Genomic DNA, 26,216 nt, shown 5'->3' on the forward strand with positions numbered 1-26,216 from the left:
CTGATGAGAATTAATTTCATTATCATTGCTCTTTACATTCTGTGAATAATACAGAGTTCTTACTCTGAAGCAAACAAAGAAACAATGACAAATTATGAAATTCACGCATTTTAGTTTGGCAGTGGTAGCCATAACTCCTTGTTCTAATTTGGTTTATGCAGAGCCTATTGAACTAGGGGAATTAGAAATTGTTGAGTCAACAGTGCAGGATGATCCGGCCAAAACGGTTGGCGTGAATGGTGCACCGGTGATGAGTCGCAGTTACGATCCTATCGATACAGGTAAAACGGTTATTGATAAGAATGCGATGGCGTTGGGGTATGACTCTGGTGTTGATACAACGAAAATCATCCAAGATGTTCCGGGCGTTCAGCTTGATGTAAACGAATCTCAAGCGACTCAAGAGAAAATACAATCACTTCGTCCTGCAGATTTTTCAATTAATGGTGGTGCTTATTACGAAAATAACATCATGATTGATGGCATTGGTGTTAACTCAGTCATGGATGTCACCTCTAATTCCTATGGTGATGTGGATGGTGTGGCTGGGGTAACCTCGCAAATAATGTACGTTGACGCATCATTATTGGGCACTGCTCAGATAATGACCAATAACGTATCTGCAGAATATGGTGGTTTTCTTGGAGGAGCGGTGAATTATGATATTCGCGATCCTGCTAAAGAATTCCATATGACCCTAAATGGCAGATATCAAAATGACTCTTTCTTAAGCTATGTCTATGCTAAATCGGATTTAGATGAAGGAGAAGAATTAATCGCTCCGCCAGATTTTAGTAAATACAAGGGCACTCTCGCATTTGATTTACCAATGACCGACAGCTTTTTTGTGTTGGCATCCTATTCACGTGGTGAGTCAAAAGTAAAATACACCAACGATGAGAGTTACGGTGGTGAAAATCATTTTAAAGGTGATACTTCTGAACAATATCTTTTAAAAAGTTTGTATGAATATCGCGATGACTTAACATTCAGAGGCACGTTGCTCTATAGCCCTTACCGAAGTGAATATTCCCAACCTAACCAAATTGATAACTATACGGTGCATCATACTGATGGATTAAAAGCTCAGTTTCAGGCAAATGGCTATGTGGGCTTAACCACTTGGGAAAGTAAGCTCGCTTATGTATCGAGCGATATGGGTAAAGAATCGGCCGATTATCAAGTCAATTATCGAGGAGCATCGGTTGACTGGTGTTCCGCTACAACATGTTGGGCTGGCGGTTATGGAAACCTAGGGATATTACAAGAAGAGTACACTTGGAAATCGAAAGTCTCTACACCGTTATGGCTGGGTAATCTTGATTCAGGACTCGATCTAAAATATACCCATGCAGAAAATAATCGGTTGTCCGACTATTACACCTATTCAGGTGCAAGGTCTAGCACCTGGAATTGTGCAGACGATGATATTTCATGCACAAGTACCAGTGCAGCTAGAACTCGTATTCTCTATCCAGAAAATAGCGCAACAGTTAGTTTTGCTAGCCAAGCTCTATGGTCTCAATATACACAGCCTATTGGTCCAGTAGAATTGCGTCTTGGATTGCGTTATGAACACGACGAGTTTTTAGACAACCATAATATTTCTCCAAGAGTCACTGCCACGTGGGAGTTTATGGAAGATACCTATTTTACAGTAGGGGCTAACCGTTATTATGCCAATGATATGGTTGGATATGCGTTAAAAGCTCAGTCTGCTGATAAAATAACTTATACGCGCACCCTTGACAGTAGTACTGGTGATGTTGGGGAATGGACGCAGTCAAGAGTAGTCAGCGCCACGAAATACAATAATGCCAAACTGAAGACGCCTCACTCGGATGAATTGGTTGCTGCTTTTATCTTTCCGACCGCGCTTGAAGGGAAACTCCAATTAGAGGCCGTATATCGTAAAAACAGAGATCGATTTGCATTAAGTCAAATGATTGAAAGTGATGACGGTGACTATTACGAAATGACTAACGAAGGTAAATCAGATTACCGAGGATATACCATTAAATGGAATGGTGGCATTGAACATCATAAATTTGGTATGGGGCTTACTTGGTCTGAAACGAAGTCTTATGGTCAAAGTGATTACACGGATATTGTTTCAGACGTTGATACAGTTTATTACCATGGCGATTTGGTGACAAATAGTGAGTTGTATTCTTCAGCCGCTGCTAATAATTTTGCAGCGCCCATCACCGCCAAATTATCATGGACGGCTGATTGGTTTAGTGAGCGTTTGGTGACGAATACTGAGCTGAGATATCGCCATCGTTATAGCGCCATTGGGGATACCAAAGAAAATATCACTATTGATGGCTCCTCTTATGATGTTTACGATGAAATCGAAAGACCATCATTTACCTCGGTAAATATGAAAATTCTGTATAAATTGATTAAACAACAAGATCAGCAATTAAATGTAACGGCTGAAATTACCAATGTGTTTAACCGAATTCCTTATACCGATACAACGGCAAGTAACCGCTACCAAATTGGTCGCCAAGTATGGATTGGGTTTAACTACTATATGTAACTTAAATAAATTAAGTGTATTTACAAGATGATACAACCGCCCGACACCCCATCGGGCGGTTTTTATTTGGTTTGAACAAACTTACTGTAGGTACTGACTTGGCCGTTAATGTATTCAATACCGCAGTGAATACTCTCTTGCGCATTGCCGACAATTTGGTATTCGACAATAAACTCACCGCTGACGATTTTAATAAACAGAAAACCGTCGATGACTTTCCAAACTCCTTGTAGCGAGCTGGCGCTAAACAGGTCAGATTCCGTTACCTTGCCATTGGGCAAGAGTCGCAAACACGACGAACCGCCCTCGATATTGACTTTGACCCAAGGATGCTGATGCACTTCAAAGTTAAGAATTTTGCGGCGTCCTTTGACCCAATTGGCTAACTCTTGATGCTGTGCAGGCGAAAGCTCTGGAAGGTCTTCCATTTCCAATAAAGTGTGGTGCTTTTCATACCAGAACAGTTGTAGATGGAGTAATTTCATTGTCAGTCATGGAGTTAGGTTGGTGGTTAGGGTTAGTTAATGTGCGCTTAGCCATAGGTAAAGTCAATCTAGAACAGGATACCCTATCGAATGCAAATCGGTAAGAAAGCATGTGATGTCCTCGGGGGAAGACATCACATGTCCCAAAGGGAGCAAATCCACGGCATGAGTGGCATGCGGGATAGAGGAGATTCATCGCATTTATTATGGTTGAAAGGAGTGCTTAAGCTGCAAACAAGCGTGGCAACTGCGCGTTATCACACGCTTGGTTGAGCCTGCGTTTGGCTAACTTAATGTTCTCTTTCCAGTTTTCATCATGGGCCCACATTTCAATCACCATGGGAACCACACAATCTGTTTCTTTGAGGGTTTGGAAAATCGCATCAAAATTCACCTCACCATCACCAATGACTAAGTCACGAAATTGTCCTTGATAACCAGGGCTCACTTTGTGTGTGTCCTTTAAATGGATTTGGGTAATATGCGCTTTACTCAGAGCCAGTTCGGTACACACATCGTAATTCCAACCAGAGATATTGCCCACATCCGGATAGGCGGTGAAGTAGGGAGAATTGATCGCCCGATTGAGAATTTCAAACTTACTCAAAGAGTTGAGATAGTTCGTATCCATGATCTCAACCGCTAACATCACGCCAGCACGTTCTGCCATTTTCGCCGCTTGACGCATACCCGCAATAAAGCGTTCATGGGTCTCTTTATTCGCTGGCTCGTAATAGACATCGTAGCCAGCGAGTTGAATGGTACGAATGCCCAGTTTAAAGGCGAGGGTAATCGCTTTTTCCATGTGCAATACGGCTTGATGGCGAATTTCTGGGTCAGCAGAACCAAACGGATATTTGCGATGCGCACTTAAGCACAACGATTGCAAAGGTAACCCTACTTTTTCACACAGGTGGCGCAGTGAATAGATGGTTTCATCGTCCCAATCTAAACGGCTACGGCGCTCATCGGATTCATCTACCGAGATTTCCAGAAAATCAAAACCCAGCTGTTTGGTGGTGGTGAGTTTCTCTTCCCAACTCAGGTCGTTAGGAAGGGCTTTTTCATAAAGCCCGATCCGTTGACGTTGCAGAGGCTGATACATAGGCGCTCCTTATTCGTTCCAATAACGATCAATTTGTGCACGTAGCGCCGCGGCGACTTCTGCGCCTTTGTCACCGGCGAGTGCGCGCCCAGCGATAAAGGTTTTAGCTTGAATGCCTTCAAATAAGTGAATGTCTTCAGGAACAATGCCACCGGTAATAGAGAGTTCGATGCCCATGTCAGACAGCTCGCGCATTTTGGCAATATCCGCATCGGTCCAACTCACACCAGCCAATTCAGCGTCACGTGAGCGGTGATAAATGGCTTGTTTGATGCCTAAATCGACCCAAGCTTGCGCATCTTCCATGGTCCAACGACCGTAAATTTCGATCTGAATTTCACCACCGAATTCATCGGCAACTTTCTTACACGCGGTGATGGTGGCAATGTGGGCTGCGGCGGAAACGGTAATCCAGTTTGCTCCTGCTTCAAATGCCATACGGGCAAGGATGGCACCGCCGTCAGTGGTTTTCATATCACACACCAAAATATGGTTAGGGTGATTGTGCCGCAGAGTTCGAACCGCGTTCATCCCTTCGGCGAAGGCCAAAATGGTGCCCACTTCAATCACGTCGACAAAGCCTTGCACGTTATGTGCAACATCAATAGCAGGAGCAAGAGAAGTTTGGTCTAGGGCGATTTGAATAAGAGGTTTAGTCATGATGTTATCCTTGAATTTTTTCACGTATAAGGCGGGCTAGGCCGTCTTGGTTATTATTGGTTGAGCAAACAAGGTTAGCGCCTTGTTTGACAAGATCAGATGCATTCGCCATGGCAACGCCAAGGCCAGCAAAACGAATCATGGAGAGATCGTTTTCGTTATCGCCGACCGCCATCACATGGTTGGCGTCGTAACCCAGTTCACGCACATATTCAGCTAGGCGTTTGCCTTTGCTGTTGCCTTGAGCAGAGAAATCGATGCGATTGGACCATGACCGTTCCCCATTGAAGGTCTTTTGAATCCACTCTTGCTGAGCAAAGCGTTCAACAGAATGAGGCTGCCCTTCAACGACAAATTTCCAGATGTACTCGGTTTGGCGCGCCAGTTCGGCAAAGGAGGCAATTCGTTCAATGCGCGGCTGTTGCTCTGGAGGAAATTGCTGTGCCCAATGTTCGAGTGCTTGCATGTAAGCGATGGGATTGCATTTGGAGTAAGTCATGGCGTTGGTGACGTACATGACTAACTTCATTTGGTACTGCTGCGCTAAGTCGATAAAGTCGAGCGCATCGTCTTGTGCAATTGCGTTGTGTTTCAGCACTTGGTGGTTTGCATAATCATACACATAGGTCCCGTTGCAGCAGATGATCGGTGTGGTGAGCCCCAACTCATCGTAGTAAGGCTTGGCTGCAGTATGATGGCGACCGGTGACAATCACGACATGACATACTTCTTGCGCGTCGCGAATGGCTTGCTTCACTGCAGGATGGATGGTCTGTTGGTCGTTAAGAACCGTACCATCTAGATCAAGTGCTAATACTTTGTACATAGAGATTACCTTTGTCCGTAATAGGCATTGGCGCCATGTTTTCTTAAGTAGTGTTTGTCTGACAATTCACGCTGAATGTGCACGCCGCTATTAATGGTGCGTGTGGCAATCGCCATCGAAGCGACTTCTTCTAACACCACAGCGTTGTGCACCGCATCGATACCATTTTTGCCCCAAGAGAAAGGGCCATGACCTGCGACAACCACACTGGGGACAGCAAGAGGATCAAGATCGCGACGTTGAAACTCTTCAATGATCACTGCGCCTGTGTTCTTTTCGTACTGCTCGGCAATTTCTTGTTTTGACAGCAGTCGTGTACAAGGAATGTCGCCGTAGAAGTAGTCGGCGTGAGTGGTGCCGAGTGCTGGAATGTCACTTTCTGCTTGGGCCCAAACGGTCGCAAAGTGAGAGTGGGTATGAACGATGCCACCGAGTTGTGGAAACGCACGGTACAACTCTAAATGTGTGGGCGTATCACTGGAGGGATTGAGTGTGCCTTCAATGATGTTGCCATTAAGATCCAGTACCACGATGTCGTTCACTGTCATCACATCGTATTCAACGCCTGATGGTTTAATCGCAATCACACTGCGTTCGCGGTCAATTTCAGAGACGTTACCCCAAGTGAAGGTCACTAAGCCGTAGTCTGGCAATTTGAGGTTAGCTGCGAGTACGCGCTCTTTTAATGCTTGATACATGATGAACTCCTACGCCGTAGCTTCTTCTAGAGCAGCATCAATGACTTGATAAACGTCTTGCGCGCTCTGGCAGCGACGTAACTTGTCCAAGTCGACGCCCGTTTCGCTCTCTTCATCGTCTAACACTTGAGTGACTTCCATCAGACCTTCCATGTGTTGGTCAGAAGTGCTACCGGCTAAGGTAATCAAAACGTCTATTGGGCTCTCTTCGCCGTCAAAGAACACCGGTTCTTTTAAGGTGACTAAAGCAAAAGCGGTGCGCACCACGCCATTTTCTGGGCGAGCATGAGGCATCGCTAAACTTGGGGCGATAACGATATAAGGCCCTAATTTTTCGACACTACTAATGATGGCGTCATGATAAGAAGGCTTAATTGCGCCTGATTTGATCAACATGTCAGTGCCAATTTTGATCGCGGCTTTCCAGTCACTGGCTTCTGCTTGCAGGCAGATGGAATTGTTTTCGATAAGAGATTGTTTTAATGCCATGATATGTCTCTCCTATAGGCGCCGGAGGAGTCCGGCACCTTCAGTACATTGCTTACGTTTTGGATATAGAGGTTTTATTTGGTTGGAATAAAATTCTTATTAATGATGTCGAGCAGCTCATCGCCAAAGGAGTTGGGATTGAGCATGTTTTGCACCCCAAGTACAAACTTGCCTTCACCTGGGTCCATCTCACCGGATAAGTGTTTGGACGAAACAATGATGTCAGTGGTCGCCAGTTTGGCTTTGTAATCAGATAGGGCACAGGAATCCATGACATGAGGGATGCCTTTTTTCTCTAGGTATTTGCCAATTTTCATCTTCATCATCATCGATGATCCTTGACCATTACCACACACAGCTAAGATGCTAACTGGGCGAACTCCGTCGCTTGCGGCGATGGCTTGTTCTACTGCTTTGATGATTTCAGGTTCTTCAGCAATATTCACAAGACCAGCTGCATCTTCTTCTGCGCGCAATTTTTTGGAAGCGAAGAACATGTAAACACAAGCCAGTGCAATCAACACATAAAAGAACATTTTAGAAATTGAGATACCTTGCATGACCGCAGGGAAAAGAATTGCCCAGTCAGCCATACCCATCCAACCGTTGAATGAGGTGCCAAACACAGAGAACAGATGAATTGCCCAAGCAGAACCCAAAATTTCGATAATCCCCATCACGAAACAGATTTTCATCACTGCACGCCAGCCGCCGTAGTGGTTCGCAAACACACCGATGGTTGCGTTAGAGAAGAACATCGGAATAAATCCTGGGATGATCATGATTGGAGCATTAAAGGCCAGCATTGCAAGGACTGCAGTAAATTGCCCGATAGCGCCCCACATAAAACCAAATACCATCGCGTTAGGTGAGAAGGCATAGATAGCGGCACAGTCAATTGCCAGCACTGCATTTGGAATCACACGTTCAGAGATACCTTTAAACGCTTCAGACAACTCGGCCACGAACATACGTACGCCGACTACGATAACCTGTACGGCCACCGCAAATTTCAAACCGGTTTCGAGGATATAGATAGACCAGTGAGTAGAACCCGCCATGGACTGTAAGTTATCTAGGCCAAATGAAAGCAGGATAACGCCAAAGAACAGAGTCATGACGATTGCCGTAGAAGCGATGCTGTCGTGGAAAATGTGCAGCCATTTAGGCAAGTTTAAGTGGTCAACGCTTTCGTTCTTGTCACCCAATTTCGGCGCTACTTTGGTGGCAATCCAAGACGCTACTTGTTGTTGGTGACCGATAGAAAAGCCGGCTCCACCAGTCACTTCTTCCGTGGCCTTGAACATGATATTGGAAGAGATCCCCCAATACAGTGCCATGATCACGGCAGAGTAGATGATGGTTTGCCACATGCCAACGCCCATCACGTAATAGAACACAGCAATCAGACCTGCTTGCTGGAACATGATGTGCCCAGTCAGCATGATGGTGCGAATGCCGGTAATACGACGAAATAGCACCAGAATAATATTGATCGCCAGTGCCAATAGAACGGTGTAACCGACCCAAGAGTAGTTATCGCCCATGGCATCCATGGTCGCCATCATTGAGGTGTATGGGTCTGCAACAGAACCTGTAAGGTGATGATATTCTGCTAATTTTTCTATTACTGGTTTAAAACCAGCCGTCAGTGTGCCTGCACCGACTTGCACCAGCATAAAGCCAACAATGGTTTTAATGGTGCCTTTTAAAATCGTGGTGCCGTCTCGTCTCAGTAGCCAGTAGCCTATCAGTGTAACTAGCCCCAGAAGTAGCGGCGCTTTGGTCATCACTTGGCTGTAAAAAATATAGAAGATGTTATACAAGGTCTCCATATCTTTACCCCTGAATATGTTGTCGTTGTAATCGTTGTAGGTCAGAGAAATTCTCGTAAGATGCGGCGAGAAAAACTCGTTAAGTGCTCACGCAATAAACAATACCAATCAAAAGTAATCATTCAATGCGCGTTTATGATTACTTTGAACTGCGTCAAATTTGTCCTTGATTTGGCCTCTATTTTGATAGCCAGATCACTTGTGTGGAATTAAATATAAATAAAAACAATCACTTATTTTTATTTGTGATCAAGGTGTCGTTTTTCCTCGTTGATTGTTTGACAATCATTTTTGAGATTAATACAATCAAATCAAATCAAAAGTAATCAAAAATAATCATGCGAAATCATGAGGGTGATAAAATGAATGAAGTTCAGAGACATAATGGCATTCTGTCGTTGTTGGAAGAGAAGCAAACCATCAACGTCAACCACATTATTGAGCAGTTCCATGTCTCTCCCGCCACTGCCCGCCGTGATATCGCTAAGCTCGATGAACTTGGTAAGTTGAAGAAAGTGCGTAATGGTGCCGAGCGTATTGAAGGGAAAAAGCGCACTTGGTCGCCACTCAATATCGATAGCACTGAGCATTATGAAGAGAAAGAGCGTATTGCTATTCATGCGGCGCAACTCTGCCAACCTGGTGATAGTGTGGTGATCAACTGTGGTTCAACCGCGTTCCTACTCGGACAGCAGCTTTGCGGGCAAGATGTACAGATAGTGACCAACTATTTTCCGCTGGCAAGCTATTTGATTAACGAAGATCACGATGATGTCATCATCATTGGTGGTCAATACAACAAAGCGCAGCACATCTTTCTCAATCCAGCTCCTGATTCACTGGGCAGTTACGCGGGTAACTGGATGTTCACCAGTGGTAAGGGATTGACAGAAAACGGTTTGTATAAAGCAGACATGCTAACTGCAGTGGCGGAACAGCAGATGCTTGAGCAGATCGATAAGCTGGTGGTCGTCGTCGACAGTTCGAAAGTTGGGCAGCGTACGGGCATGCTGTTCTGCCCAGCGGAAAAAATCGATATTGTTGTCACTGGTAAAGAGGCCGACCCAAAAGTGGTCGCCGCACTGGAGGCGCAAGGGACGCAAGTGATCTTGGTCTGAATCGCGCCATCTTAATTACACATTAACTTAATCACCTTAAATTTAGCCGCCTTGTGCAAAACAAGGCGTCGACTCCCTACATCTTAAATTTAATAAAACGCGATAATTCGCGGTGAAACAAAAAGGTATATGGTTATGAGCAAAGTAGATGAAATTACACGTGAATCTTGGATCTTAAACACGTTTCCTGAATGGGGAACTTGGTTAAACGAAGAGATTGAAAAAACCGAAGTGCAACCTAATACCTTTGCCATGTGGTGGCTTGGTTGTACTGGTATTTGGTTGAAATCAGAAGGTAATACCAACCTCACTATCGATTTCTGGTGTGGTACAGGTAAGAAAACGCAGAAAAACCCATTAATGAAACATCAACACCAAATGATGCGTATGGGCGGTGTGCGTGCATTACAACCTAACTTACGTACTTCACCATTTGTGTTGGACCCATTTGGGATCAAACAAATCGATGCAGTCATGGCAACCCATGACCATGCAGACCATATTGACCCTAACGTTGCCGCTGCCGTTTTGCAAAACTGCGATAACCATGTGAAATTCATTGGCCCACAAGCTTGTGTTGATTTGTGGTTAGGTTGGGGCGTGCCTAAAGAACGTTGTGTTGTAGCGAAAGTAGGCGATGTGATTGAAGTCGGCGATATGAAAATTCACGTGTTGGATTCTTTCGACCGCACTGCGTTGGTCACTTTGCCTGAAGGTGTCTCTTCTTATAATAAAGAGATTTTGGATGGTATGGACAAACGTGCGGTGAACTATCTGATTGAAACTACAGGTGGTAACCTTTACCACTCTGGTGACTCACACTATTCAAACTACTATGCTAAACATGGTAACGACTACAAAATCGATGTGGCCTTGCTCTCTTATGGGGAAAACCCACGCGGTGTTACCGATAAAATGACGTCATCTGATATTTTGCGTGCCGGTGAATCGCTAGATTGTAATGTGGTGATTCCATTCCACCATGATATTTGGGCAAACTTCCAAAGTGATCCGCGTGAAATCGAAGTGTTGTGGAACATGAAGAAAGACCGTCTCAACTATCATTTCAGCCCATTCTTCTGGCAAGTGGGTGGCAAATATACTTATCCAACCGATAAGGACACGATGCATTACCAACATTTCCGCGGTTTTGCTGATATTTTCACCGATGAACCAGAGCTACCATACAAAGCATTCTTGTAAGGTTTGACATTTGACTAGGCAAATCTGCTCACATTTGCCCAGTCTCTAGGGGGATGCGCTCCCATACCGATACAGCCCAACATTCGTTGGGCTTTTTTGGTGCAGGCTTGTTTATTAGGTCGCAAAGTTGTTATTCTGTTTCGCGTTATACTGCAGTGCAGATCGACAATGAGGTAGGAGAATTACCTTGAGTGAGCGACGAGTCAATAGACAGCCTGGTGAGTTGTATTCGGCGATGGATCCCGAATTACGACGCTTACAATTCAAAGCCAAAGAGAGAACGTATCAATATAATCAAACTTTGCCTAATCAAGCGTTGCGCAGACAAATTTTGTTAGCGGAACTGCTTGGAGACTGTGGCGAGCAGACGTTTATTGAGCCCAACTTTACCTGTGATTACGGTTTTAATGTGCATTTTAAAGGTTCTGCTGTGGTGGAATCTGGGTGCGTAATGCTTGATAGCGCAGAGATTACGATAGGCAATAATGTCTATTTTGCGGCCAATGTGTGTTGCGCTTGTGCTAGTCATCCGCTTGTGGTGGAAGAACGACAAAATGCCTTGGCGTATGCGCAAAATATTACCATTGAAGAGGATGTTTGGATTGGCGCGCATTGCACCATTTTGGGTGGTGTAACGATTGGGCGCGGCGCAATTATTCAAGCAGGATCGGTCGTAAGCGAAGATATTCCAAGTAATAAAGTGGCGGCTGGTAATCCGTGTAAAGCGATACGAGAAGTCTCTGAGGCGGATAGAGAGGATTGTAGATTACCAGAGAGCTGCATCCTTGCAGACTCTCCGGCAGTGGATATTCATCAATGATCTAGAATCATTTGGGTTGCTAAGCGATGTTTTTCTTGTTCAAAACGTTTTAGCAGGCGGTGTAGCGCTAACAACTGTTCTGATAAACGGTTTTTCTTGCGCACCGCGAGTACCAGTTTGGCAACCCAACTAAAGCGATTTAGAACCGTTTCTGCGAGGCGAAATGCTTTGTCTGTACCGTGACCAAACTCCTGGTACCAGTGCATTAGCGCGCGTAGACGAATGTCATCGCTGACCTCATTGAGACGATAAGAATCCAGCAAAAACAAAAGGAAGTCGCGCGTGCGCAAAGTGGGGTTGCTTGAGATTCTTGCTTCTTCTAAATCTAAGAAAGTCACTTTCCCTTCATCATTGACCACGATATCGCGCATCGCTGGGCGACCATGAATCATGTTATGACGATGGAATTCACATAGAACATCGGTCGCTTTCATAAAAAGCGCAGCGTGTTTTTGCTCATCTTGGCGATGAATAGGCTCACCTGCGTTTTTGGTAATAAAAAACGAACGACCTTTAAAAATCAGATCAGGGGTTGATAAACCATGTTTGTTAGCGTAATCCAATAGTGCCACTTCTTTTTTAAAGCGTTCTTTTGGGCTTAAGCCACTGGTCAACACAAGGTGAGACAGATTTTTTTTATGTCTCAGATAAAAATTGATTAGCCGATTAATGGCATTGCGCTTGTCTTCGCCACATTTTTTGAGCCAGTAAGTTGAATTACATTGCTCAAGCATGTAAACGAACACTTTGCGGTGATTATTACTCATACATTCCTCAAAGCCGATTTCGAGTGTTTATTATAAAATTGTTAATTGCACACTGTTCATCATTAGAGTGTCATAATACTCTGAAACACCTTGAAACATATGTCATGTTTTTGTCAGAATTTATGCATATTGGTTTATATATAACTGAAATCAATAAGTTGCAATCGTTGATATATTGTCCAATCAATTATTCGGCATAGGCTAACGGTGTGTGTCCTTTTCCACTCTTGTTTGGCTTTTTTTAGCCAAATGTCGCTAGCGTATTGAAAAGTAGCAACTACTATCGTCTAATCAAATCACAAATGAGAACCGCGTTATAAAGGATATCAGCGGTGTCGTTCCTTAGGATGTACAGGAAAAGAATCTATGAGCTCTTATCAAATCGACGAATACGATATTAAAATGCTGACTCTGCTTCAGGAGAACGGTCGTTTAACCAGTCAGGAACTTAGCGAACTCGTGGGTTTATCTCCATCACAATGTTCACGTCGCCGTATTCAGTTAGAACAGCAACAGTTGATCTTGGGCTACCAAGCTCGTTTGTCCCCACAAGCGTTAAAACAAGAAGTGGTGGCGATGGTCGAAGTTAAATTGCTTAGCCATGAAGAAGAAAACGCTAGACGTTTTCTTGAATATATTCACAGTGAAGCTGCCATTTTCGATGCCTATAAAACCACAGGTGATGGCGACTATTCACTTCGTTGTGTCGTTTCTGACCTCGCGAATCTGAACGATCTCATCAACCGCATTTTCAGTACTCGTACGATTGCTCATATCAAAACATCCGTGGTACTTGATCGCGTCAAAGAGAATGGCATCGTAATTAGCTAATACCGTTTTTTCCGCTCACTTCATGCAAATAATTTCAAATGATGCATTTATTTCGCATAAGTGAGCAAATAATCCTTGATTTTGCCCGTGTGCAGTGTTTAATGAACTGCAACGGAGAATTAACTAAGGATTGTTACTATGACTCAAGCGTCCAACGCTCAGAGCCTCTCTGCGGATGTTTCTGCTATCAAGATTGATCACCGCTGGTTTGAAGATGTTATTGCTATCATGATTGGCTCAAGCATGGTGGCTTTTGGTGTCATGTTCCTCAAACAGATTGGCATGATCACTGGTGGTACCGCAGGGCTTTCGCTGTTTCTGCACTACAAATTTAATATTGAATTCGGCACTGTCTTTTTTCTCATCAATTTGCCGTTCTATTATCTCGCTATTCGCCGCATGGGGTGGCAGTTCACCCTAAAAACGTTTCTCGCGGTCGGATTGGTCTCTTTCTTCACCAATATTCAAGGTCAGTTTATTCAGATTTCGTCACTGCAGCCGCTTTATGCCGCGCTGTTCGGCGGCTGTATATTTGGTGTAGGATTTATCGTGTTATTTCGTCACAAAGCAAGCCTAGGTGGATTTAATATTCTGGCGCTTTACATTCAAGAGCGCACGGGGCTGCGTGCGGGGTGGTTATTGATGGGATGTGATGTGGTCATTATGCTCATTTCTCTGTCGGTAATTGGGACCTACGCATTGCTCTTATCCATCGTTTGTGGCTTACTGCTCAACCTTATTATTGCGTTAAACCATCGCAAAGACCGTTACCAAGCTTAGTCAACAAGGAGTATGACTGTGTTAAACCATGTGAAGCCATATGCTGGCGACCCAATTTTGTCGTTGATGGAAAAATTCTTCGCCGATGAGCGTGAAGGAAAAGTCAATCTGAGTATTGGTCTCTATTACGACGCAGATGGTGCGATTCCAACATTGGATTCGGTACATGCTGCAAAAGAGCAGTACAATCAACAGCCAGAACAACCTTGTTTATACCTACCGATGGATGGCATTCCAGCCTACCGCAGTGCGGTGCAATCCTTGGTGTTTGGTGATGAGCATCCAGCCTTAGCTCAAGGTCGCGTAGCAACTATCCAAAGCCTTGGCGGCTCTGGCGCTTTGATGATCGGGGGAGATTTCCTTCATCATTATTTCCCAGAATCAAAAGTGTATGTGAGCGATCCTACATGGGAAAACCACCATGCCATTTTCCAAGGTGCGGGTTTTGAAACAGCCACATACCCTTACTACAACTCAGAAACCAACTTGTTGAACTTTGATGGCATGATGGACACGTTGAGTCAGTTGCCAGAGAAAACCATCGTTCTACTGCACCCATGTTGCCACAACCCAACAGGGGTTGATTTGAATAATCAACAGTGGGACGAAGTGATCAAAGTGGTGGTTGAACGTCAATTGATCCCATTCTTTGATATGGCTTATCAAGGCTTCGCCGATGGCATCGCTGAAGATGCGCATGTTATTCGTGCTTTAGCTGAGCGTACTAATGCTACTTTCTTGGTGAGCAACTCGTTCTCTAAAACCTTCTCTCTATACGGTGAGCGTGTTGGTGGTCTATCAGTTGTGTGCGAAAACGCAGCTGTTGCTGCCAACGTTCAAGGTCAACTAAAAGCGACTGTTCGCCGCAACTATTCAAGCCCAGCTAAATACGGTGCGGTTTTGGTCTCTTGTGTACTTAACAGTGACTTAAAAGCAACTTGGTTGGCAGAAGTTGACACGATGCGTGCGCGTATGAGCGAAGTACGTGAAGGTCTATACGAACGCCTGCAAGCGCTTTGCCCTGAAAAAGATTTTAGTTTCTTGATTAAACAAAAAGGCATGTTTAGCTACACAGGTTTTAGTGTTGAGCAGGTGACTGTGCTACGTGAAGAGCATGGCATTTATCTCATCAACAGCGGCCGTATGTGTGTGGCTGGTCTGAATGCTGCGAATATCGAGAAAGTAGCACAAGCTTTTGCTGCGGTAGCGTAAGTACAGATTTCTCTCTTCTTATAAAGTGTTATCAATTTGATAAGTGTTATAAGTGTTGGCGACTTGTGGTAAGTCGCCTTTTTTCTTTTTAGCGGGACACACACTTTTGCAACAGGACACACACCACAGTCCAAAAAACTAAAAGAGTCCAGCTAAAAGGGACACACACCTTCATTTTGAATAATAGGTCGTCATTTTCAGTTGTGGCTAAACCAATGAACTTTCTGTCTTTGATAAAAAGGGGGTTATTGGGATGAATGAGTATTGCCAGCAGGGCAACCCCTTACACTGTTTTTTTGAGGTGGTGGATGGGTTTTTAGAGAGTAGGTTTTTGTTTATTCGTTAATTATGCAATGACCAATGCGACCATTCGTTGACGTTCTAATTTTGTCTTGGCATTTACGATATTGTCGGAAGTGCCTATCCAAAGGCGTGGTTTGCTCTCTAGGGCGGTACATACGCAATAGTACTCCTTGTGAGACAAGGTTAATCTTTGCAAGATTTTAGGCTCAGTTTTTTCAATATGCCCTTGTTTATCTTCGCGAATTTGTCGTCCGATCCAATCTACTAATTCCAAATAATCAACAAAAGAAAATGGGATAGAGTGAGATGATTTTTCGTTAAGGTCGCTAGCAAAAGGGAGCAACGCAATAGGTTGTTTTTGCGAAAGTTTCAATGAATCTAAGCGATATTTAAGCGATGTATGTTCTGATGTTTCTGGTAGCTTGGCCGTGTTCGCTCGGACAGGATTAAGATCGACGTAAGCCATCGCAGCTAAGAGTGCTTTTTCATCAAGTAATGCTTGTGATTTAAATCTCCCTTCCCAAAATCGGCCTGTGCATTGATCTTCTTTGTTCGCTTGCACGGCGATGCCATGGTTTAACTCTTTCATAAACCAACTAATAGAAGATAATCGTTCTCGCCATATCGTGATGATCTCAGAACAAACCTGCTTTTCGGTATCCGTCATTATCTGATGAGATTTGAATTTTTTTATAATGCTTGGAGAGTCATGTTCTGAACACCATCGTTCAATAACTTCATGATCAGAAAGATCTTTGCCTTTCTTTTTATCAATATGAACCACGATGTGATAATGATTACTCATCACCGCATAAGCACATACATCAATGCAATACACCGAGCCGAGTGTGAGTATTCTCTCTTCAATCCATGCTCTTCGATGTTCATACGATTGGCCCGTAAAGCTATCTTCTCCACATAGAAATGAGCGACGCACACAGCGAGAAACACAGTGATAATAAGGCGTAATGTCGGGATGAATTTGCTGTGAGCGGGCGGTTGTCACGTGATGTACTCCTATCAAGAAAACATCAGGATCATGACGGATACTGTATAAAATGCCAGTGTATCGAGCATTTGTTTGGATCTTATTCGCACTACGCTGCAAAATCGGTGTTGAGTGAGTATTAATACTTGTGAATCAATAAAGAGCAATAAACGGGACACACAGCATTACTGTGGGTGTGTGTCCAGTTTAAAAAAGCTCGTTTAAAAAACTATGTGTCGGTGTGTGTCCCGTTAAGGGGGAGTTACTCAACCTCCTGCTCTAGGTTGCGATTCATCTCATTAATGATGAAATCACAAAACGATGCGACAGCTTTAGGTAGGGTTCGCCCTGCTAACACTTGCACTTCTAAGTTTCTAATTCCCATGCCTTTATCGCTGATTGGGATCGATTCAAACCAATGTTGACGAATCATACGTCGTACTGAAATTTCCCCAGAGAGTGAAATTCCAGCGCCGGAAACGGTGTATTGATTCAATGCCGACATATAGTTACTCACCAGAGCAGGCTCGTAGCTCAAGCCTTGCTGACTGGCACAAATATCAAACAGTTGGCGCACTGTGGTGTCTGGATAAGGCAGAGCCAATGGATAAGCGCAAATTTGGCGTAGCGAAACACGCTTTTTATTGGCAAGAGGATGCCCGATGGGAATAAGGGCTCGAATAGGCGCTTGCTGAGAGTGCACCACACGAATGTTTGGGGTGGGACTAAAACTAAACGCGAGCCCAATATCGGCATCGCCGTTTTGTACCGCTTTGGAGACTTCTCTTGGTGGAAAAACATCAACTTGAAAGTGAATGCCTGGAAATTGCTGTTGAAAGTCTTTGATGCAAAAAGGCAGAAACTCCATGCTAAACCCTTCGGTTGAGGCAACGATCACTTTGCCTTTTTGCAATCCCTCTAACGCATCGATTTCGCCAATGACACGGTGTGTGTCCAGTTGAACTTTACGGGCGTAAGCGGCGAGCAGTTCGCCAGCGGCACTTAAGGTCATTCCGCGAGGTTTTCGCTCAAATAATGGCGTGCCAATTTGGTCTTCCAGCGCCGATATTTGGCGGCTGATGGCACTGGTTGCCACATTTAGGTGCGCAGATGCTTCGCTGATCGAGCCGCATTTGGCTACGGCGAGAAAGTAGCGTATCGCAGGTGCTGTGAGTTGATAGAGAGATGCCATGGCTTTGATTCCTTTCCTTCACCAATTTGGTGCCCAAAAATGAAGCAATTGCGTTGCTGGTTTGGCAATGCTTTGTTGCTGATTTACTAATTGTGGCAAGGTTTTTAATAACATAGTATGAAATCAAAGTGAATGATTTTTGGTCAACGCTTGCTTACATCAACTGACTGTTTTGTCGCAAATTTTTCGGCCCAGTCATTCACTTTTACGCTCCCGGTTAGCGTAGTCTTATTCAAGAAGTGCACTGCTATACACGGCTTGAATATGTGCAGAAAGGGATGGATTAACGAGTACTCAAGTATAAGGAAATGCTTATGACTCTGGTTAAACATGGACTCTCTCTTGTTATCGCTTCAACTCTTGCAGTGGCATCGGCCAGCGCGTTTGCTGGTAAATCAGATGACACATTGACTTACGCCTCAAACAGTTGGCCAGAAAATATCAGTCCTTATCACAATAACTTACGTGAAGGGGTAATTCTGGGACACTTAGCGTGGGACACTCTAATTTACCGCGATCCAGCATCGGGCAAATATGAACCAATGCTCGCGACAGAGTGGGAATGGAAAGATCCAACGCACTTAGTGGTCAAACTGCGTAACGATGTGAAGTTCCAAAACGGCGACCCGTTTAGTGCTGATGATGTGGCTTTCACCTTTAATTACGCCCTCGACCCAAGTTCCAAAGTGGTTACCCTGCAAAACATCAACTGGATTGATCACGTCAATAAAATCGACGATTACACCGCTGAGTTTGTACTAAAACAACCTTTCCCTGCTGCAATCGAATACCTCTCTGGTCCGCTGCCTATCTATCCTGAAAAGTACTTTAAAAAGGTCGGTCTTGCTGGCTTTGATAAAGCGCCAATTGGTACTGGGCCGTACAAAATTGTCAAAGTCATCAGTGGTCAAGAAGTAGAAATGGTGAAAAACCCAGACTACTTCAAAGAGAGCCCAATTGGTCAGCCTAAGATTGGCAAAATCAACTTTGTGATGATCCCAGACCCGGACACTCGCGTTGCTCAGCTCATGACGGGCCAAGTGGATTGGATTTGGCGTGTTCCTTCCGACCAAGCCGACCAATTGAAACAGATGCCAAACGTTTCTGTGCTCAGCAGTGAAACCATGCGTGTGGGCTTTTTGACATTGAACAGCCGTGGCACTGACCAAGCTGATTCACCATTTAAAGATTTGAAAGTGCGTGAAGCAGTTAACTATGCAATCAAGCGTGATGCACTCGCTAACGCCTTGGTTCGTGGTGGCAGTCGCCCATTAGATGCCCCATGTTTCCCTGACCAATTTGGTTGCGCCGTCGATAAAGCCGTGTCGTACAAATACGATCCTAAGAAAGCCAAAGCGTTACTCGCAGAAGCTGGCTATCCAAAAGGGTTTGATACCGATATCTACGCCTATCGCGATCGCGATTATGTGGAAGCGGTCATTGGTGACCTGCGTAAAATTGGCATTCGCGCCAAATTGCATTACCTCAGCTACGCCGCACTCCGTGACCAACAACGTTCAGGCAAAGTGCCAATGGCTTTCCAAACTTGGGGCTCTTATTCCATCAACGATGCATCGGCTATCGTGAGTGTCTACTTTAAAGGTGGTGCAGACGATGAAGATAAAGATCCACAAGTGATCAAATGGTTAGAGCAGGCGGATACCTCGGTTGATCCAACTGAACGTAAGAAGCTCTATGGCGAGGCGATTGAGAAAATCACCAAAAACGCCTACTGGGCACCGATGTTTACTTACTCAAGTAACTACGCCTTTACCTCAGACCTGAACTTTAAAGCCTATCCAGACGAGCTGCCACGTTTTTGGGAAGCTAGCTGGAAGTAATCACTTGTTATCTCAGGGAAGGGAGGAACACTATGCTTAAATATCTATTGCGTCGATTGTGCATGGCCATTGGAGTGGCCTTCACTGTCTCCATCGTCTGTTTCATGTTGCTGCACTTATCCGGCGATTTAGCTACGGCCATTGCTGGGCCAGAAGCAACAGCAGAGCAGGTTGAACAGGTACGGATTCAATTTGGATTAAACGATCCGATCATGATTCAGTATCTGCATTGGTTATGGGGAGCGTTGCATTTTGATTTTGGCAACTCCTATTACTTCCCTGAGTCGGTCAGTGATTTGATCAGCACTCGTTTACCGATCACCATGACGCTTGGTGGTATTGCATTAGCGGTTGCTACGCTGATTGCCATTCCACTGGGAGTGATTGCGGCGATCAAACAAGACACATGGATTGACCGTTTAGCGCTGATGATTGCGGTGTTTGGTCAAGCCATGCCAAGTTTCTTTTTTAGCTTAGTGCTGATCATCATCTTTGCGGTGACGCTGCACTGGCTACCCGTTGCGGGTAACCAAACATGGCAACACTTTGTTTTGCCAGCCATTGCTCTGGGCTACTACGCAACCCCATCGATTATGCGCTTAACTCGCACAGGGATGCTGGAAGTGCTTGGTTCTGACTATATTCGTACCGCCCGCGCCAAAGGCATCAGTGAAACCAAAGTGGTGCTCAAACATGCGCTGCGTAATGCGGTGATTCCGGTCGTTGCACTGCTGGCTGTGGAGTTGGGCTTTATGCTGGGTGGCTCAGTGGTTGTGGAATCGATTTTCTCATTGCAAGGGCTAGGGCAGCTGGCTTGGGATTCGATCTCCCGTAACGATTATCCAGTGGTGCAAGCGATTGTTCTGCTTATCGCGCTGTTTTATATCGTATTGACCTTTCTTGCCGACATGCTGAATGCGGCGCTCGACCCTAAATTGCGCATCGCTTGATAAGGAGATTGACTATGAACGCAACCGTGATGAGTTCTGCTCATGCCGCATTACCGGAAGTTCCTGCGTGGCGTAAAGGGTTAAATCAAATCCTTGGCCATCACAGCTTAACGCTGGGTGCGGCGGTATTGCTGGTGGTGGTGCTCGGCGCACTGCTCGCACCCATTATCGCCCCGCATGACCCTTATGCCCAAGATGTTACCCAACGTATGATCCCGCCGGTATGGCAGGACAAAGGTTCGTGGGATCACGTTCTTGGCACCGATAAACTTGGGCGCGATTACCTAAGCCGCCTACTGTATGGCGCACAAATCTCCATGACGATTGGTCTGGCAACAGCGATGCTGTCAGGGTTAATCGGTACCACGCTTGGCATTTTAGCTGGTTACTTTGGTGGCAAAACCGATGCGATCATCAGCTATTTGATTACCACTCGTCTCTCTATGCCGGTGATTTTGGTCGCGTTGGCCATGGCTTCTTTGGTTGGGGGCTCATTGCAGATGGTGATCATATTGTTGGGGGTATTGCTCTGGGACCGCTTTGCGGTGGTTGCGCGTGCAACAACTCAGCAGCTGCGCGATGCCGAATTTATTGCCTCCGCCAAAGTGCTAGGCGCTTCAACACCTTACATCTTAGTTAAAGAGTTATTACCCAATATTTTGAGCCCTTTGATTGTGGTTGTGACCTTGGAAATGGCGCACGCCATCTTATTGGAAGCGACCTTGTCTTTCTTGGGTCTTGGCGTTCAACCTCCTTTGCCATCGTGGGGATTGATGGTGGCGGAAGGCAAAGCGTACATGTTTTTCCAACCTTGGGTGATTGCGATTCCTGGGATTGCCCTGATGGTGTTGGTGATGGCGATTAACTTGGTTGGTGATGGTTTACGTGACCTTAACGCGCCACAAAACCGTAGCTAAGGCTCAAGGAGGAGTTATGCAAGAACAATATGCGCAAGAGACCTTACTGGAAGTCAAACAGCTCAAAGTCTCTTTACCAACAGCAAACGGCCCTTTAAATGCGGTGCGTGGTATCGATTTCTCGGTCAAACGAGGAGAAATGCTGTGCATCGTAGGAGAGTCGGGTTGTGGTAAATCGATGACATCAATGGCGCTCATGGATCTCCTACCGAAAAAGGCCAAGTGCCAAGCGGAGAAAATCGAATTCTTAGGTCATGACCTGCTCACCATGTCGAAAAAAGATCGCAATAAGCTACGTGGTCTTAATATGTCGATGATTTTCCAAGAGCCTATGACCTCGCTAAATCCCTCTTATAAATTGGGTGACCAACTGACTGAAGGGATCATCAACCACAAAAAAGTGTCACGTAAAGAGGCTAATGAACGGGCACTTTATCTGCTCAAGAGGGCGGGTGTCCCGTTCCCAGAAGAGCGTCTTAATCAATATCCCCATGAATTATCTGGTGGGTTAAGACAGCGCATAATGATTGCGATGGCCTTGATGTGTGAACCGGATTTGATCATCGCCGATGAACCGACCACGGCATTGGACGTGACCATACAAGCGCAGATACTCACTCTGATTCGTGAGTTGCAACAAGAGTTTGGTACGGCGGTTATTTTCATTACCCACGATCTTGGTGTAGTGGCGCGTATTGCTGACCGAGTTGCTGTGATGTACGCCGGACAAATTGTCGAAACGGCAACCGTCAAAGAAATCTTCGCGCAACCTAAACACCCTTACACTCGTGGCTTATTGAATTGCATTCCGATTCCAGGCAAAACCAAACCGGGTGAAGCGTTAGCCACCATTCATGGCGTTGTGCCCAGTTTGGTCGGTGAGACCATAGGTTGTGCATTTGCCAATCGCTGCGAACAAGCGAACAGTCGCTGCCAAGAGTGTCAGCCACAACTTGAAAAACGTGGGCAACAACATTGGGTTCGTTGTCCTATCACTGTTTATCCAGTACAGGAGGCGTCGTAATGGAATATGCGTTAGAACTGTGCGATCTCACTCGCCACTTCGAAGTGAGTAAAGGCTTGTGGAAAGAGAAAAAACGCTTCACTGCGGTCAATAAAGTCAATTTGCGTCTGCGACCGGGAGAAGTGCTGGGGCTAGTGGGTGAATCCGGCTGTGGCAAAAGTACCTTATCGAAAATGATCTTGGGCTTATTGGCACCCAGTGAAGGGAACGTACTGATTCACGATAAAGAGATGGATCTCAGCGATCGCATGGCGCTGGCAAAAGTGATTCAGCCTGTGTTTCAAGACCCTTACTCATCACTGAATCCGCGTAAACGAGTCAAAGATATCATTCGTTTACCTTTGGTTTTGCATGGCGTCGGTAACCGTGCGGAGCAGGAACGTATGGTGGTGGACATTGCACGCAAAGTCGGCTTGCCAGATCGACTGTTAGAGCAGTTTCCTGGGCAGCTTTCTGGTGGGCAGCGGCAACGTGTTGCGATTGCTCGCGCCTTGATTCTTAAACCCAGCATTTTGATTTGTGATGAACCGACGTCCGCATTGGATGTGTCGGTGCAGGCACAGATTCTTAATTTGCTGATGGAGCTGAAGCAGGAGCTTGGTTTGACCTATCTGTTCATCAGCCACAACTTAGCCGTGGTGGAGTATCTCTCTGACCGAGTGGCGGTGATGCATCAGGGGCGAATTGTCGAGCAAGGGGAGCGGGAGCAGATTTTCCACGATCCGCAGCATCCTTATACCAAAACCTTATTGGCATCGATTTTAACGCCTGACCCAGATCTTGGACTGCCCAATCCCCAAGATTTGGTCTGGTCGAAAGCCAGCTAGTGCGATAAGCCAATCCCATAATTGGCCAAAATTATAAGTAGAGACGCCTTGCATCAAAGCCAAGGACGGCGTCTCTCGTCTCAAAAAAGGAGATTACCCATGACTCGTCAACTTGCCATCGACAGTGTGACTGAATATTTTGAATCAGGGGCTTTTTTACGCCTGCTGACTGAACGTGTTGCGGTGCACAGTGAAAGCCAAACCCCAGCGGGTTACCCAGCGCTAACCGATTATCTTAAGTCGCAAATGATCCCTTATTTGCAGCAGATGGGCTTTGCGTGCGAGATATTGCCCAACCCAGGGGCGGATGACCCGATGGCATGGCCGCTGTTACTTGCTGAACGGATTGAAGACCCCGAAAAAATCACGCTACTCACCTACGGTCATGGTGATGTGGTGCGTGGCTATGATGAGCAGTGGCGCGAGGGGTTAAAACCTTGGCAACTGACTGTGGATGGTGATTTCTGGTATGGCCGCGGCACAGCGGATAACAAAGGCCAGCACAGCGTGAATTTAGCCGCGCTGAAAAATCTGCTCGATGTGAAAGGTGAGCTGGGCTTTAACGTCAAAGTGTTGCTAGAGATGGGGGAAGAAGCTGGCTCTCCGGGGCTCGACCTTTTTTGTCAGCAATACAAAGATCGCCTAGCAGCGGATCTTTTCATCGCCTCTGATGGCCCTCGGGTAGGCGCTGATTATCCCACTCTCTTTTTGGGCTCACGTGGCTCGCTCAATTTTGATTTGACCGTCAAAGCACGGGAAGGCTCACACCACTCAGGTAACTGGGGCGGATTGCTCTCGAATTCGGCAACACGATTGATGAACGCGTGGAGTTCCATGGTCGATGCCAACGGACGTATCTTAGTGCCGGATCTTTTACCCAGCTCTCTGCCTGACGCGGTGCGTGAGGCAGTGAAACACATTCCTGTTGGCGCTGGTGCCAATGACCCTGAATTATCAGCCCATTGGGGCGAACCAGGCTTAACACCTGCCGAGCGTGTGTTTGGTTGGAATACGCTAGAAATCTTGGCCTGCCATGCCGGTAACCCAGAGGCGCCAGCCAATGCGATTCCGGGCAAAGCCAGTTTGCATGGTCAGCTGCGTTATGTGGTGGGCAGCCAAGCCGATCGTTTTATTGATATTATCCGCGAACATTTAGTGGCACACGGTTTTGACGATGTGGCAGTGACCACCAGTGGTGTGGTGCAGATGGAGGCGACCCGTCTTGACCCTACCGACCCATGGGTTGAGTGGGCGATGAGCTCAATTTTAACCACCACTGGCCAACCCGCCTCACTGATTCCTAACCTCGGTGGGTCACTACCGAATGCGAGCTTTGCCATTACCTTAGGCCTACCTACTTTGTGGATCCCGCACTCTTATCCAGCGTGTTTGCAACACGGCCCGAACGAACACTGTTTGGGATCGGTGATGAAACAATCTTTGCAAATCATGACCGGGGTATTTTGGGATCTAGCAGAAAATGGTCAACAAATTAAGGAGATGCGTCAATGAGTGACACCAATAAAATGATGACCTTCGTTAGTGAATGGTTGCAAGAGCAGTACGAACCGATGCGCCAATTACTGCAAGAGTTGGTGGATATCGACTCATACAGCCTTAATGAACCGGGGCGTCTTGCTGTGGCGCAACGGGTGATTAAGCAGTTAACCGATGCTGGGATTGATGCTGCATTGCTTACCGATCATGAAACCTACGCAGTCAAAGCGTGTGTTGGCGACCCAAGTGCGGCTCCTGTGGTACTTTCTGGGCATATGGACACGGTATTTCCGACTGGTGAAGTATTAAAACGCCCTTACACTGAGCAAGATGGCAAGGCGATGGGCCCAGGTGTGACTGATATGAAAGCGGGCATTGTGATGAACTGCTTTATCTTGCAAGCCTTTCACCACTACCAAATGGCCAGTGGTAAAACCCTGCCATTGCAATTGATGCTGCTGGCAACTACTGATGAAGAGATTGGATCGCCACAAGGGCGACACGTTATCTATCAACACGTGGAAGGGGCTAAGGCGGTGTTTAATGCTGAACCGGGACGTATCTCGGGTAACGTGGTTAACGCCCGTAAAGGTGGGGCAACGTACACATTTGAAGTGACAGGAAGAGCCGCACATGCGGGTGTGAGTCACCAAGATGGGATCAGCGCCATTGGTATCTTGGCTGACCTGATTCAAAAGTTACATGCCTTAACCGATTACGATGCGGGCATCACCACCAACGTGGGGGTGATTAGTGGCGGCACAACACCCAATACGGTAGCGCAATACGCCAGTGCGAAATTGGATGTCCGGTATCTCACTGCAACACAAGGGGAGTGGCTAGAAGAGCAAATCACCCAATGTGTTACTGCGGCGCAGCGAGCAAACTCGACTATCGCTTGGCATAAAAATGCGGGCTTTGTTCCCTTTGAAGAGCCGATGAGCCGTTCATTGTTGAGTCTGTATAAAGAAGAAGCGCTAGCGCTCGGTATTACCGTAGATGGGGAGTTTACCGGAGGCTGCTCGGATGCCGGCTGGACCTCTTCGATGGGCATTCCAACGCTTTGCGCAACGGGCCCGGTGGGTGGTTATGCTCATACGGAGCGGGAATTTTGTGACTTAACTACCTTTGTACCTCGCGCACTGATTGTTGCGCGTTGCTGCTGTGCGATTGGTTAAGTTATTAAGTGTTGAGCCTTTAAGCGGTTAAGCTGGAGTGTTCATCACGTAATTAGAAACACTGTTTCAAAACCAGTTTACCGGCTGCGGTAAGCTGGTTATCATGCTTAGCAATCATTGTTGCT

The 26,216-nt window shown here is 45.9% G+C and carries 24 protein-coding genes; 14 read left to right on the forward strand and 10 right to left on the reverse strand.

What is annotated here, in order from left to right:
- Positions 1–94: 94 nt before the first annotated feature.
- Positions 95–2,545, forward strand: coding sequence for a TonB-dependent receptor (locus tag OCV11_RS05835; protein WP_261895615.1), 2,451 nt, complete (start codon positions 95–97; stop codon positions 2,543–2,545).
- Positions 2,546–2,607: 62 nt separating this feature from the next.
- Here OCV11_RS05835 and OCV11_RS05840 read toward each other — a convergent pair whose 3' ends face one another.
- The 7 genes from OCV11_RS05840 to OCV11_RS05870 form a co-directional block, all read right to left on the reverse strand.
- Positions 2,608–3,030: a hypothetical protein gene (locus tag OCV11_RS05840; protein WP_261895616.1), complete on the reverse strand. Its 423-nt coding sequence runs from the start codon at positions 3,028–3,030 to the stop codon at positions 2,608–2,610.
- Between the two features lie 223 nt (positions 3,031–3,253).
- Entirely contained in the window at positions 3,254–4,135 is an 882-nt protein-coding gene (locus OCV11_RS05845) for an L-ribulose-5-phosphate 3-epimerase (RefSeq protein ID WP_261895618.1), read from the reverse strand.
- A gap of 9 nt (positions 4,136–4,144) precedes the next feature.
- A complete protein-coding gene (locus OCV11_RS05850) occupies positions 4,145–4,795 on the reverse strand; it encodes a 3-keto-L-gulonate-6-phosphate decarboxylase UlaD (RefSeq protein ID WP_068713125.1) in 651 nt (216 codons plus the stop codon).
- A gap of 4 nt (positions 4,796–4,799) precedes the next feature.
- Positions 4,800–5,621, reverse strand: a complete 822-nt coding sequence (locus OCV11_RS05855) for a Cof-type HAD-IIB family hydrolase (protein ID WP_261895619.1) — start codon at positions 5,619–5,621, stop codon at positions 4,800–4,802.
- A gap of 5 nt (positions 5,622–5,626) precedes the next feature.
- Entirely contained in the window at positions 5,627–6,319 is a 693-nt protein-coding gene (locus OCV11_RS05860; RefSeq protein ID WP_261895620.1) for an L-ribulose-5-phosphate 4-epimerase, read from the reverse strand.
- 9 nt (positions 6,320–6,328) lie between these two features.
- Complete coding sequence (locus tag OCV11_RS05865) at positions 6,329–6,808, reverse strand: PTS sugar transporter subunit IIA (RefSeq protein ID WP_261895621.1); 480 nt, start codon at positions 6,806–6,808, stop codon at positions 6,329–6,331.
- Positions 6,809–6,882: 74 nt separating this feature from the next.
- Positions 6,883–8,643, reverse strand: a complete 1,761-nt coding sequence (locus OCV11_RS05870) for a PTS ascorbate-specific subunit IIBC (protein WP_261895622.1) — start codon at positions 8,641–8,643, stop codon at positions 6,883–6,885.
- A gap of 362 nt (positions 8,644–9,005) precedes the next feature.
- Here OCV11_RS05870 and ulaR point away from each other — a divergent pair, with 362 nt between their 5' ends.
- The 3 genes from ulaR (at position 9,006) to OCV11_RS05885 (ending at position 11,784) form a co-directional block, all read left to right on the forward strand.
- Entirely contained in the window at positions 9,006–9,761 is a 756-nt protein-coding gene (gene ulaR / locus OCV11_RS05875) for an HTH-type transcriptional regulator UlaR (RefSeq protein ID WP_261895624.1), read from the forward strand.
- A 135-nt stretch (positions 9,762–9,896) separates the two neighbouring features.
- The gene (gene ulaG / locus OCV11_RS05880) at positions 9,897–10,964 is read left to right on the forward strand and encodes an L-ascorbate 6-phosphate lactonase (RefSeq protein ID WP_068713143.1); all 1,068 of its coding nucleotides are present in this window, start codon (positions 9,897–9,899) and stop codon (positions 10,962–10,964) included.
- Between the two features lie 187 nt (positions 10,965–11,151).
- The gene (locus OCV11_RS05885) at positions 11,152–11,784 is read left to right on the forward strand and encodes a sugar O-acetyltransferase (RefSeq protein WP_261895626.1); all 633 of its coding nucleotides are present in this window, start codon (positions 11,152–11,154) and stop codon (positions 11,782–11,784) included.
- Here the strand turns inward: OCV11_RS05885 and OCV11_RS05890 are convergent.
- The gene (locus OCV11_RS05890) at positions 11,778–12,551 is read right to left on the reverse strand and encodes a BUD32 family EKC/KEOPS complex subunit (RefSeq protein ID WP_261895628.1); all 774 of its coding nucleotides are present in this window, start codon (positions 12,549–12,551) and stop codon (positions 11,778–11,780) included. The genes OCV11_RS05885 and OCV11_RS05890 overlap by 7 nt on opposite strands.
- A gap of 366 nt (positions 12,552–12,917) precedes the next feature.
- Here OCV11_RS05890 and OCV11_RS05895 point away from each other — a divergent pair, with 366 nt between their 5' ends.
- The 3 genes from OCV11_RS05895 to OCV11_RS05905 all read left to right on the forward strand — a co-directional run bounded on the left by OCV11_RS05895 (position 12,918) and on the right by OCV11_RS05905 (position 15,374).
- Positions 12,918–13,382: an Lrp/AsnC family transcriptional regulator gene (locus OCV11_RS05895; RefSeq protein ID WP_261895630.1), complete on the forward strand. Its 465-nt coding sequence runs from the start codon at positions 12,918–12,920 to the stop codon at positions 13,380–13,382.
- A 138-nt stretch (positions 13,383–13,520) separates the two neighbouring features.
- The gene (locus OCV11_RS05900) at positions 13,521–14,162 is read left to right on the forward strand and encodes a YitT family protein (RefSeq protein ID WP_261895631.1); all 642 of its coding nucleotides are present in this window, start codon (positions 13,521–13,523) and stop codon (positions 14,160–14,162) included.
- 18 nt (positions 14,163–14,180) lie between these two features.
- Positions 14,181–15,374, forward strand: coding sequence for an amino acid aminotransferase (locus tag OCV11_RS05905; RefSeq protein ID WP_261895632.1), 1,194 nt, complete (start codon positions 14,181–14,183; stop codon positions 15,372–15,374).
- Between the two features lie 346 nt (positions 15,375–15,720).
- Here OCV11_RS05905 and OCV11_RS05910 read toward each other — a convergent pair whose 3' ends face one another.
- Both OCV11_RS05910 and OCV11_RS05915 read right to left on the reverse strand, forming a co-directional pair.
- Positions 15,721–16,683: a transposase gene (locus tag OCV11_RS05910; protein WP_261895634.1), complete on the reverse strand. Its 963-nt coding sequence runs from the start codon at positions 16,681–16,683 to the stop codon at positions 15,721–15,723.
- A 244-nt stretch (positions 16,684–16,927) separates the two neighbouring features.
- Positions 16,928–17,857, reverse strand: coding sequence for a LysR family transcriptional regulator (locus OCV11_RS05915; RefSeq protein WP_261895635.1), 930 nt, complete (start codon positions 17,855–17,857; stop codon positions 16,928–16,930).
- Between the two features lie 314 nt (positions 17,858–18,171).
- Here OCV11_RS05915 and OCV11_RS05920 point away from each other — a divergent pair, with 314 nt between their 5' ends.
- The 7 genes from OCV11_RS05920 to OCV11_RS05950 all read left to right on the forward strand — a co-directional run bounded on the left by OCV11_RS05920 (position 18,172) and on the right by OCV11_RS05950 (position 26,091).
- On the forward strand, positions 18,172–19,698 hold the full coding sequence (locus OCV11_RS05920) for an ABC transporter substrate-binding protein (protein WP_261895636.1): 1,527 nt from the start codon (positions 18,172–18,174) through the stop codon (positions 19,696–19,698).
- A gap of 32 nt (positions 19,699–19,730) precedes the next feature.
- Positions 19,731–20,648: an ABC transporter permease gene (locus OCV11_RS05925; protein WP_225252191.1), complete on the forward strand. Its 918-nt coding sequence runs from the start codon at positions 19,731–19,733 to the stop codon at positions 20,646–20,648.
- Between the two features lie 14 nt (positions 20,649–20,662).
- Positions 20,663–21,565 carry an ABC transporter permease gene (locus OCV11_RS05930; RefSeq protein ID WP_261895637.1) on the forward strand — a complete coding sequence of 301 codons (903 nt, stop codon included), beginning with the start codon at positions 20,663–20,665 and terminating at the stop codon, positions 21,563–21,565.
- A gap of 16 nt (positions 21,566–21,581) precedes the next feature.
- On the forward strand, positions 21,582–22,589 hold the full coding sequence (locus OCV11_RS05935) for an ABC transporter ATP-binding protein (protein WP_261895638.1): 1,008 nt from the start codon (positions 21,582–21,584) through the stop codon (positions 22,587–22,589).
- Positions 22,589–23,416: an ATP-binding cassette domain-containing protein gene (locus OCV11_RS05940; protein WP_261895639.1), complete on the forward strand. Its 828-nt coding sequence runs from the start codon at positions 22,589–22,591 to the stop codon at positions 23,414–23,416. Before OCV11_RS05935 ends, OCV11_RS05940 begins: the two co-directional genes overlap by 1 nt.
- Before the next feature lie 99 nt (positions 23,417–23,515).
- Positions 23,516–24,928 (forward strand): M20 family metallopeptidase, encoded by a 1,413-nt coding sequence (locus OCV11_RS05945; RefSeq protein WP_261895640.1) that lies wholly within the window; start codon positions 23,516–23,518, stop codon positions 24,926–24,928.
- The gene (locus tag OCV11_RS05950; protein WP_261895641.1) at positions 24,925–26,091 is read left to right on the forward strand and encodes a M20 family metallopeptidase; all 1,167 of its coding nucleotides are present in this window, start codon (positions 24,925–24,927) and stop codon (positions 26,089–26,091) included. Before OCV11_RS05945 ends, OCV11_RS05950 begins: the two co-directional genes overlap by 4 nt.
- Positions 26,092–26,216: the final 125 nt, after the last annotated feature.

It is taken from the genome of Vibrio porteresiae DSM 19223, from assembly GCF_024347055.1.
Taxonomy (GTDB): Bacteria; Pseudomonadota; Gammaproteobacteria; order Enterobacterales; family Vibrionaceae; genus Vibrio; species Vibrio porteresiae.